This window comes from Flavitalea antarctica (assembly GCF_054461535.1).
In genome coordinates this window covers 80,956-92,134 of record NZ_JBTLQG010000012.1, presented here as the reverse complement: position 1 = coordinate 92,134, position 11,179 = coordinate 80,956, and the positions used below count along the sequence as shown (strand labels likewise).

Sequence of the window (11,179 nt, the reverse complement as noted above, 5' to 3'; positions counted from 1 at the left end):
ATTTTCCGACCTTGCGATTCCGTTTACAATGAAACCTCTTTAGAAGTAAGGCAGAAATATATAACAATTTTTATTAAATATTTAATTGCATGGAATTCAGGATCGAGAAAGATACAATGGGAGAAGTAAAGGTTCCCAAAGAAGCGATTTACGGCGCACAGACACAACGGAGCATTGAAAATTTCAAAATAGCACAGGATATCAACCGCATGCCAAAGGAAATCATCAGGGCATTTGCCTATCTCAAAAAAGCAGCGGCCATCACGAATTTCGAAGCAGGGGTTTTGCCCAAAGAGAAATCAGAGCTCATTGGCAAAGTTGCTGACGAGATCCTGGCCGGGAAACTGGACGATGCTTTCCCCCTGGTTGTCTGGCAAACAGGGTCAGGAACACAAAGCAATATGAATGTTAATGAAGTGATTGCATATCGTGGTCACGTAATCAATGGGGGTAGCCTGGGTGACAAGGAAAAATTTCTTCATCCTAATGATGATGTGAATAAATCACAATCGTCAAATGATACTTTCCCTACCGCTATGCACATTGCGGCTTACCAGATCCTGCTGGAACTGACTATTCCTGCGATTGAAGGGCTTCGTGATACATTGAAGAAGAAAAGTGAACAATTCAGGAATGTAGTGAAGATCGGTCGTACACACTTCATGGATGCAACTCCGCTTACACTCGGACAGGAGTTCAGCGGTTATGTATCACAGTTAGATCATGGACTGAAGGCCATAAAAAATACATTGTCACATCTGTCTGAACTAGCTCTGGGTGGAACTGCGGTTGGCACGGGCATAAATACTCCGCCAGGCTATGATAAAAATGTGGCAAAACATATTGCCGCTTTAACGGGTCTGCCCTTTGTAACTGCAGAAAATAAGTTTGAAGCACTGGCAGCCCATGATGCTATTGTTGAAGCACATGGCGCTCTGAAAACTGTGGCGGTCAGCCTGATGAAGATTGCCAACGATGTGAGAATGCTGAGTTCCGGTCCAAGGGCGGGTATCGGGGAAATTTCAATCCCTGATAATGAGCCCGGTTCTTCTATAATGCCCGGCAAAGTAAACCCAACGCAGTGTGAAGCGCTTACTATGATCGCCGCCCAGGTACTGGGTAATGACGTCGCAATAAACATCGGTGGAGCTACCGGTCATTTTGAACTGAATGTCTTCAAGCCGATGATGATCTATAACTTCCTGCACAGTGCGCGGCTGATCGGTGATGGCTGTAATAGCTTCAACGAAAAATGTGCGACGGGTATCGAACCAATCGAGGCTAACATAAAAAAGCATGTAGACAATTCATTAATGCTGGTTACTGCACTCAACACTAAGATCGGGTATTACAAGGCTGCTGAAATCGCGCAGAAAGCTCATAAAGAAGGTACCACCCTCAAAGAAATGGCCGTAAAACTGGGATATGTCACTGCCCAGGAATTCGATGAAGTGGTAGTACCCGGGAATATGGTTGGCAAAATATGAATGGTGCAAAGCCAGTAAGTAATACAGATTACCCGGTAATACAGCTGATCAGGCGTAGTTGCCAACACCGAGCTGTTCCATTAATGACATCTGATCTGCAATCAGCCAATGGTTGACGATCTTATTGTTTTCGATTTCATAGCTGATTACAAACGGAAAGTCAACTTTTCGACCTGTAGGCAAGATTCCATTTAGTTCTCCTTCATGGGTTCCTTTAAACCTTGCGCGGACGACTACCCGGTTTCCTTCAGCTGTCATTTCATCGGCAAAAATTTCATAGGCCGGAAAGGCTGAATCGAAGAAAAGAATATGTTCGATCAAAACTTCGTCATTGGTGTACTTCTCGAGCATTTGCCTGGGTTTCAGTACACCACTCACGGCATTGAAATATCGGATAATAAATTCCTTATTTTTTTGTAGCTGTTCCATAAATAAAATTTTTATGAAGCTACACCCTAAAGCAGGTTAGCAATGGTTCATTTGTTGCAATCTGTTATTCATTTGTTCCGGTTCTGTTGCTACTGCGACAATGCGATGGCAGAATACCATACTTGTGGTGAAATACCTTTGTAAAGTTGCTCCCGGTCTGGAAGCCTGTTCTGCAGGCTATTTCACTAACACTAAGATCAGTTGTTTCAAGTAGCTCTTTCGCTTTGTTCAGCCTCATAGATTTGATATAGCCTGCCGGCGCCTGGCTCACTAATGAAGTCAGTCGACGGAACAATTGAGTTCTGCTCATTGACATTGCTTTACACAAAGCATTTGTATCAAATCCTTCGTCTGCAAGGTTAACCTTGATAACGGTATTTATTTTTTTAATAAACAGTGCTTCCTGTGGCCGGTGCAATTCAAGCGCAGCTGTCAGTTTTTCGGATTGTGTGAAACAACTTCGAAGCCTTTTTTGAATTTCTGCATAAAAGCGCGGGAGATTGTTGGTTGGATTACATGCCGGGGCAGACCCTTTAATCAGGACTTCTTGTGGACCACCGGATAACGACAATGAATATTTTGTACCGTCAGGTAAAGGCTCAACATCAAACGCATATCGGTTTCTAATGGCCATTTCATTTAGCCTGATCAAATTAATTCCCGTGTTTTCTACTTCAAGTTTTAAAAAATTCTGATCACGCTGATAAAACAGGCGTACGCTGATCTGCTCTTTAACTGGCAACACACTAATGATGTTGCAAATCAAATAAGTAAGAGACTGGGAAAGTTCATATGGTTGGTACAACACTACTGCTCCCGTTACAGGCGTATCGAAAGAAACAGAGACATCATTGGCTTCAGCGTAAGGTTGTAATCCCTGCACCAGGTTTCGAATAAAAGGGACGATATCTGCTTCAAAAGGATAAATCATACCATTTCTCCTTCTATTGAAACTTAAACTTTTAGGGATCATGTGCCTGGAACGTGTTAGTAACATTTTGATGACACGCTGCCAAAGCTTATTCAAGCTTCATTGAATATACGAAAAAATGGGCTGGTTATGACCATACGCCGATAGGCAGCTGATATTATAGCCACAGGACAAGTGCCGTATGCACTATACGGATTGCCTGAATTCCCTCAGGAGACCAGGCCTAATAACACTTATAAGACAACACGTATTTTGTATCGGAATACAGGAAGGAGCCTTCTCCCTTCAGGTCGAAGCTTTTTACGTAGTTTTTGGAGTCGATTACATAATTCGTAAAGGTGGACATGTCGGTTGCCTCAACAGTGCCAGCACTATTATAAGCAGTAGCTGTGGATTTTGTTGGAACATTCTTACTATTTTTACCATAGTTAATCGCTGACTGATTATAGAATACCTCGAAGTTTGGAAAAAGGCAGATAAACTCATTTGCAGTTTTAGATGCGTCATACTCGTAATCATACTGTGTTTTCTGTAGACTTCCGACCGGGATACCGACCGTCCTCGTAAGGTTCCCGTTTGTCCAGGTGAAGTTCACTTCATACAAAACGACCGTGGGTGCCCTGAACAACGAATATTCAGCTTTTGTCATATAACCCGCCGCGTCGAATTTATAGTTGATCACCACTTTCCCTATTGTTGTATCTTTCACCGCATCAAAATACCCGGTGAAAGTTTTAATTCTCCCAGTTGCATCGAGATCAAAATATTGCTCAGCATCCAGGTTTACACGCGTAGCCGTATATACCGGTGAGAAATCTGCTAATGACTTGAGAGATGAGCTGTCGATGAACTGCACGCGGCTAACCTTGTTTGCTGTATTGAATGTATTGGTAAGAGATGCGTATCCCCTGCCGGTAGTGAGATCAATATAACCGATGTTACTGAGTTTACAAACGCCCAGTAATGGCGGCGTTTCGACAGCTTTCAAGGTTGCACTGAACCGGCCATTCGTAATGGATTTTGGCTCACCCGCTGCGTTCTCAACCTGGCCGCTGAACGTACCGGTCACTGAGGTAGCATTTATACTTGTAATGACAACGGTAAAGGCATCAATGTCGGTCGGAACATTCGAATACACTGCCGAACCATTCTCTATATATTCAAAAAAGACATTGGGATTCTTGAATGTTGTTGAGGTAAGTGTTGTGCCAAAAACCTGCATAAAGATCTGGCCCTTGCCATCCGCGCTAGTCCCTTCGAATACCAGGCTCTGGAGACCGCCCGAAGGCTCAAGATAAGCAGTATCGATTTTCCCTTTGAAGTTCGCAGTTGCTTCAGTGAATTCCCACTGAGCATTGGAATTGCCCGGATTCCCGCTTTCATTACTCAATTCTTTCTGACAGGAAAGGAACAAAACCGCAAGAGAGACAAAGAAAACCAGGTGTCGCAATTGTTTCATAAAGTATTATTTGTTTGGCCCGGCTTCCCGGGCAGTCTATGCCTTTTACAACACCTGCACTGTATCATTCACCGGAGCATTAGTATCAACGGTAGAGTGCCTCTCTTCGTTGGGTTTTTTATGAAAAAACTTTTTTTGGAAAAGGAGGATGATGATCACGCCGATGGAAATGGAGGCGTCCGCCAGGTTAAAAATAGGGGAAAAAAATGTAAACCGTTCGCCTCCCCAGACCGGAATCCATGAGGGAAGCGTTTTATCTTCAATGATGGGCATGTACAGCATATCTACTACCCGTCCGTGTAAAAAACTTTCATACCCCTTAGGAGGAAATATTTTAGCTACTGCCACTCTTGTACTGTCTTCGAAAATCAAACCATAAAACATCGAATCGATCAGATTTCCAAGGGCACCGGCAAAGATCATAGAAACACAGATTATAAAGCCGGGATGATATTTTTTCTGAATGATGCTGCGAATATAAAATACGCCAAAAACTACCGCTATCATCCGGAATACGGTCAGCAGTACTTTTCCCCACTCGCCGCCGAACTTCCAACCCCAGGCCATACCTTCATTCTCTATGAAAAACAACCTGAACCAGGATCCTATTAAAGGAATCTGTTCATGATAGGACATTGTAGTTTTCACCCAGATTTTAAGCGCCTGGTCGGCGACTATGATCAAAAGTATTATTAAGACCGCTGTTCTGCTCTTCAACTTAAAATTTTTTGAGTGTCAAAGATAAGGCTTAAAGCACCATCTTATCAGCCTTGAAGGCCCTATAGCCTGCCAAAGATGTTATTTTTAACGACATGTGTTATTCTTCAAAATACACCCTTTTTACTCTCTGGGAAACGCCGGTGAGTATTTCATAAGGTATTGTTTCAGCCCAGGTCGCCACTTCGGTGACAGGCACTCCCTCCCCAAATACCGTAACCTCGTCCCCCGGAAGTACACCGGGGACGTCAGTCACATCGATCATGGTCATGTCCATGCACACACTCCCCACGATGGGGACCCGTGTACCATGCACCAGCATCCGGCCAATGCCGTTGCCCAGTTTCCGTGAATATCCATCAGCGTAACCTATTCTGACTGTAGCAATTACAGAATCCCTGCTAAGTTTTCCTCTCCGCCCATATCCAACAGTGTCATCTTTTGAAACGTGCTTCACCTGGGCAATGGTCGACTTTAGTGTAGAAACTTCCCGGAGTTCCGAATTTTCAGGCATTCCCGAATCAATTCCGTACAATCCTATGCCAAGCCTTACCATATCGAGCTGCAAATCAGGATGCCTGGAAGCTCCCGAGGAATTAGCAATGTGTTTTATTACCTCGTAATCCAGTTTTTTCTCTATCAGTGCAACCATTTCATGATATTTCGAAGCTTGTCCGAGAGTAAACCCGTCAAAATCAACGCTTTCACTTGCAGCCAGATGCGTATAGACGGACTGGACACGAAGTGCCGGATTGATCTCAAGGCTCACTATATCATCCAAAGACATACCCAGCCGGTTCATCCCGGTTTCAAGTTCCAGGTGTACAGGGATGTTTTTTAGTCCCCGCGATTCTACAAATTCTTCGAACAGCCGGTAGATTTCAAGACTGTAAAGATCCGGTTCAAGATTATATTCAATCAGTACATCAAAAGCAGCAGCATCAGTATTCATGACCATTATTGGCAACATGATACCGCCTTTCCTGAGCGCGACGCCTTCGTCGGCATAAGCAACGGCCAGGTAATCCACGTTATGAAACTGGAGCACGTTGGCAATTTCGAAACTACCACTGCCATAGGAGAAGGCCTTTACCATCGCCATGATCTTAGTACCGGGCGAGAGCAGATTTTTGTACTCATTAAGGTTATGCACTATTGCATTCAGGTCAATTTCAAGTACCGTCTGATGCACTTTTTGCTGAAGCAACTGGTCTATACCCTCGAGCTTAAATGTACGGGCACCTTTGATCAGGATAGTTTCATCACGGAAGTTCAGCCGGTTGAAGTCCTTCCTGAAGGCGGATACAGAAGGATAATGCATAATCTGAACGGGGTAATCAAACTGGGAAGCCGTGAGATTTTTAGATATTTCTTCGCCTATGGCGATTACCTTATGGATCTCATGTTCTTTCAGCAAGCCGGCAACCTGCCGGTAGAGTTCCTGGCTTTCGAGACCGGATTCAAGTATGTCTGAAAGGATCACCGTCTTGGCAGGATGTTGTTTCTGGTGTGATAAGAAATCCAGGGCGATCCTGAGGGAACTCAGATCAGAGCTATAGCTGTCGTTTATAACCGATGAGTTATTGATTCCACTTTTTAATTCGAGCCTCATCCCGACAGGAGCCAGTCTGTCCAGTCTCTCTTCAATAACATTTTCCTTAATACCCAGGTAGAACATCAGGCAGGCACAGTGCATTGCATTTTCTATCGAGGCATTATCCGTAAAAGGAAGTTGCAATTTCAGCTCATGAGCATTCAAAGCCAGCTTTACCTCGGTCTTCGAAGCACCGGTGTTGATTTCATGCACGCGGAGAAACGCTTTGTCATTTTTTCCCCAGCTTAGTAATTTGAAGACCTCCGTTAATTGTTCTCTTATGATTCTGTCTGTCCGTGCGTCATCGTTCCGGTATATAAGTACTTCGGCAGTTTTGAAAAGCAAAAGTTTTTCCCGCAGCTTTTCAGCCGGGCTTGCAAACCCTTCGTTATGTGCTTCACCAAGATTTGTAAAGATCCCGATGGTCGGCCTGATGATCTTCGCCAGCTTTTCCATCTCATTCGTGGTGGAGATCCCTGCCTCGAAAATGGCAAGCTGATGTTTTTCATTCATCTGCCAGACACTTAATGGAACACCTATCTGTGAATTATAACTGGCGGGACTGCGAACGATGCTAAAATCAGGTTCGAGTAACTGGTTCAGCCATTCTTTAACGATCGTTTTACCATTACTTCCGGTAATGCCGATAACCGGAATTTCGAAGAGGCTTCGGTGGTATGCAGCCAGTTTTTGCAAGGCGTCGATAGTATCACGCACCACTACAAAATTCGCATCATCAAAAAAGGCCAATCCGGGCATCCGGCTCACGATGAAGTTCCTTACCCCGCGATCATATAAAGTAGATATGAATTTGTGCCCGTCCCGGCGATTCCCGGTAATTGCAAAAAACAAAGTTTCAGCAGGATAGATCAGCTTACGGCTGTCTGTGAGCAAGTGAACAACCTTCTTCCTGCCACCGCCGAACCGGAGTTCTCCACCTATGATCCGACTGATTTTTTCAATATCGTAGTTCATGATTTATAATGGACTAAGCCGTGTTATCATCAGTGAAGATCCACATCGCCCGAATCAGTTTCACTGGTTCCGCCAACATGGTTCCTGGAAGCTACTGATAACGAATAAACGATCGAAGCAACGATACAAACGAGTATTACCAGTAAAGAAACATAGACAGGGATATGAATGGGTATGATCTCAGCTAACATTTTCAGACCGATGAACACAAGCACCACGGCGATACCTTGCTGCAAATGTGTGAACTTGTTGACTGCACCCTTTAATAAAAAGAAGAGTGACCTGAGACCAAGAACAGCGAAAATATTAGAGGTATAAATAACCATCCGGTTCTGAGAGATACCAAAAACTGCAGGTATGGAGTCCAGTGCAAAAACAATGTCCGTTGTGGCCAGCATTACCACAACAACAAAAATAGAAGTGTAGTATTTTTTGCCATTATAGATCATGGTGAACTTGCCGTCTCCATCCTGTGGTATCAGGGGCAGGAAGCTTTTCAGGAACCGGTAAACCTTGTTTTCTGCGAGGTTTGCGGGTTCATCATGCTTGGCCGAAAACATTTTAATACCAGTATATAAAAGAACCAATCCGAAAATATAAAGCAGCCATTCGAATCGTTCAACCAATGCAATGCCGACAGTGATAAATATCACTCTGAACACAATTGCCATCATGATACCTATCAATAGTACACGCGCATAATAATCTTCTTTAACCCCAAAAAAACTGAAGATAAGAATGAACACGAAGATATTATCGATACTAAGCGACCACTCAGTGAGATATGCGCTGAGATATTCAAGAGCGGTCCTTTGTCCATCTTCAAACCAGATAAAAACAAAAAACCCCATTGCCAGAGACACCCAAAACACAGTTTGCCATAGTGCCTTCCTGATGGTCATATGAGTACCCTTCTTACTCAATAAACCGAGATCGAATATCAATGCTACAACCAGTAAAATTCCAAAAGTTAAATACGTGATCTGATCGGGTGTCATGTAGGCTATTAATTTTATAAAGATAGGAAACAGCGAAAAATCACTGGTATTTGCGACGACGTATAAACTGGTAAATAAACCCGAAAATAGTGATCATTGCCATAGGCACAAGAATATTCAATATCTGCCATTGCAATTTTGAGCTGTCGGTTTTTTTCGGGTCAAGCAATCTTAGTGTAAAATCTTTGGCCCTGGCTTCGAGTATTCCTGATGGATTGGTAAGGTACTCTATACTGTTCAGGATGAAATCCTGGTTGGCATATTTATAATTTGTGAATTGATTTTCGCCCATGGCCAATGGCCCGTCTTTCTGGGTAAAAACATTGCTCACGATATCGGCATCTGAAATCACGATCATCTGATTTTTGGAAACAGACTGATTTTTAAAAGGCTGGCCCATTGCGTTTAACGAGTCTGCTTTTGCTCTCGACAGCCTGTTAGCGTATAAAGAAGTGAAGTTACCTTCCAGTAACATTGCGATAGGTATATTGCTTTTGTTGAAGGTGCTGATCTCTTCTTTGGTTTTAGCACTGTTTAACGTCACTATAGCCGGCGTACTCAATGACCTGGAAGCGGATGAAGTGGCGAGCAGTACTGTCTTTTTTATCCCTTCGGTTTTGATAGTGTCTATAGAGTTAGGAAACACGCTGAGCACATCATCCAGGTTTTTCGAGATCGGGTGCCCCGAATAGGAAGATAGCAAGGGGAAATACGGCCATGGTATCAATTCAACCTGTGGTTTATCACCAAAATTGCCAACGACCTGCGGTAACTTGTCACATTTTATATCCTGAACAAGATCAGGATTGATTCTTACCCCATATTTGAAGAGAATATCATCGATGTTGAGATTGCGGTCAAAGGCCACAAAGTCGCTTTGAGCACGAACCAGGCTGTCCATCTCTGCGTACAGTTTATCGATCAGCCATATCACCTTACCACCGTTCATTATATACTGGTCAATCTTCAATTTCTGATCGTCGTTGAATGCAATGGTTGGCTTAACGATCATGAGTGCATCAAAATCTTGCGGTAACACCGGGAAGCTATCGATCGGCACAAATCCAAATCCATAACTGGGCTTGAGCGTATTCTGAATCAGGTTGTAAACATTGTAAGTCTGGGGCTGTCCGTTACCAAGAAGATAACCAATCACTGCAACCGAATCCGTTGTGACCTTTTGAATCGCATTGGCAAACCTGTATTCCAGTAAAGCCTCGGCGTTATTAAGCGTTTGGTATCCACCGGTCATGCTCTGTCCTTCCAGCAGGTTCACAGCAATTTCGTTGTCTTTATAGGCAATTACAGCCCCCGGATAAACAAGCCTTTCCTCCTGTGATTCACCGGCGCTTGCCTGCACCTGGACATTCGTGGGCTTAAGACCAAGGGTATCGGTCAGGTAGTTGATAAAATTGACGCGTGCCGTATCATTTAGCCCTTCACCCGGACGCCCGAATTTTAGCTGGATATTTGCCTTGCCCAATTCCTTGAATTCCTGAAGTAATTCCTTTGATTCATCAGACAGCTTCTTGAATGGCGCGGGCATCTCTCCATCAAGAAAAAAAGTGATTGAAACCCTGTCGTCGAGATTGCGGAGCAGTCTTTTGGTGGGCTCAGACAATGTGTAGCGGCGTTCTTCGGTGAGGTCAAAACGGTAATGAATACCTGAAGCAACGTAATTTATGCCGATCAGTATCAGAAGGAGGTAAATCCACCAGTATTTTGAAGACAACAGTTTATTCATATCTATTGGTTATGATATCTGCAGGCGCTGGCTACGGAGTGCCAGGATGCAGATCATATATTCAGCTGTATTTCCTTACCAGGTTACGATTCGTGAAAACAAGGAAAAAAAGTATGATGCTAAGAAAGTAAACCAGGTCCCGTGTATCCACCACGCCACGGCTGATGCTTTTGTAGTGAAAATCGATTCCCAGCATCGCTATGAGATAGGCCGCACTGCCACTGGCAATGAGGCTTATTGCCTCAAATCCGTTATATATCACAAAACATAAAAACGCAGCGGCTATAAAGGCAACAACCGCATTATTTGTGAGACTGCTGCAGCAGATGCCAATGGCTACAAATACAGCAGAAAGAAATAACAATCCCATATAAGCACCGGCCGTACCCCCTGTATCCAATCCCTGTTCGAATGAAAGTGCATTAAGACTGACTGCATATATCGCAGTCGGAATAAGCGCGATGATAACAACGAGCAATGAGCCGAGGTACTTGCCCCCAACCACCTGCCAGGTGCTGAGTGGCTTGGTTTGTAGTATTTCATAAGTGCCGCTCCGGAATTCGTCTGAAAAACTTCGCATGGTGATGGCGGGAATCAGTAGTAACAGGATCATCGGCGCGAGTTCAAAAAACCGGTCAAGTGTTGTGTAACCGAAGTCGAGTATGTTATCCGGGAAGACGAAAAGAAAAAGTCCGTTAACCAATAAAAAGACGGCAATCGCAATATACCCGGTCAGGCTGCTGAAAAACTGCCGGAATTCTTTTTTACAAACAGACCACATGGGTACGAAAATAAGGCTTTAAGGTTAACCAATCATATTACACGCAACAGAACAACCAAGTCTT

At 43.8% G+C, this 11,179-nt stretch carries 9 protein-coding genes; 1 reads left to right on the top strand and 8 read right to left on the bottom strand.

The features are described from left to right. Positions 1–89: 89 nt before the first annotated feature. A complete protein-coding gene (gene fumC / locus ACX0G7_RS13365; protein WP_458923987.1) occupies positions 90–1,487 on the top strand; it encodes a class II fumarate hydratase in 1,398 nt (465 codons plus the stop codon). Positions 1,488–1,535: 48 nt separating this feature from the next. Here the strand turns inward: fumC and ACX0G7_RS13360 are convergent, their stop codons facing one another. The 8 genes from ACX0G7_RS13360 to gldF form a co-directional block, all read right to left on the bottom strand. After that, on the bottom strand, positions 1,536–1,916 hold the full coding sequence (locus ACX0G7_RS13360) for an ester cyclase (RefSeq protein WP_458923986.1): 381 nt from the start codon (positions 1,914–1,916) through the stop codon (positions 1,536–1,538). A 64-nt stretch (positions 1,917–1,980) separates the two neighbouring features. Beyond that, complete coding sequence (locus ACX0G7_RS13355) at positions 1,981–2,847, bottom strand: helix-turn-helix domain-containing protein (RefSeq protein WP_458923985.1); 867 nt, start codon at positions 2,845–2,847, stop codon at positions 1,981–1,983. A gap of 223 nt (positions 2,848–3,070) precedes the next feature. Continuing rightward, on the bottom strand, positions 3,071–4,306 hold the full coding sequence (locus ACX0G7_RS13350) for a hypothetical protein (protein WP_458923984.1): 1,236 nt from the start codon (positions 4,304–4,306) through the stop codon (positions 3,071–3,073). A gap of 45 nt (positions 4,307–4,351) precedes the next feature. Beyond that, on the bottom strand, positions 4,352–5,023 hold the full coding sequence (locus ACX0G7_RS13345) for a lipoprotein signal peptidase (protein WP_458923983.1): 672 nt from the start codon (positions 5,021–5,023) through the stop codon (positions 4,352–4,354). A 100-nt stretch (positions 5,024–5,123) separates the two neighbouring features. Beyond that, entirely contained in the window at positions 5,124–7,592 is a 2,469-nt protein-coding gene (locus tag ACX0G7_RS13340; RefSeq protein ID WP_458923982.1) for a bifunctional UDP-N-acetylmuramoyl-tripeptide:D-alanyl-D-alanine ligase/alanine racemase, read from the bottom strand. Positions 7,593–7,621: 29 nt separating this feature from the next. After that, the gene (locus ACX0G7_RS13335; protein ID WP_458923981.1) at positions 7,622–8,590 is read right to left on the bottom strand and encodes a TerC/Alx family metal homeostasis membrane protein; all 969 of its coding nucleotides are present in this window, start codon (positions 8,588–8,590) and stop codon (positions 7,622–7,624) included. A gap of 40 nt (positions 8,591–8,630) precedes the next feature. Then, positions 8,631–10,334, bottom strand: a complete 1,704-nt coding sequence (gldG, locus tag ACX0G7_RS13330) for a gliding motility-associated ABC transporter substrate-binding protein GldG (protein WP_458923980.1) — start codon at positions 10,332–10,334, stop codon at positions 8,631–8,633. A gap of 61 nt (positions 10,335–10,395) precedes the next feature. Further along, positions 10,396–11,115, bottom strand: coding sequence for a gliding motility-associated ABC transporter permease subunit GldF (gldF, locus tag ACX0G7_RS13325; protein WP_458923979.1), 720 nt, complete (start codon positions 11,113–11,115; stop codon positions 10,396–10,398). Between the last annotated feature and the right edge of the window lie 64 nt (positions 11,116–11,179).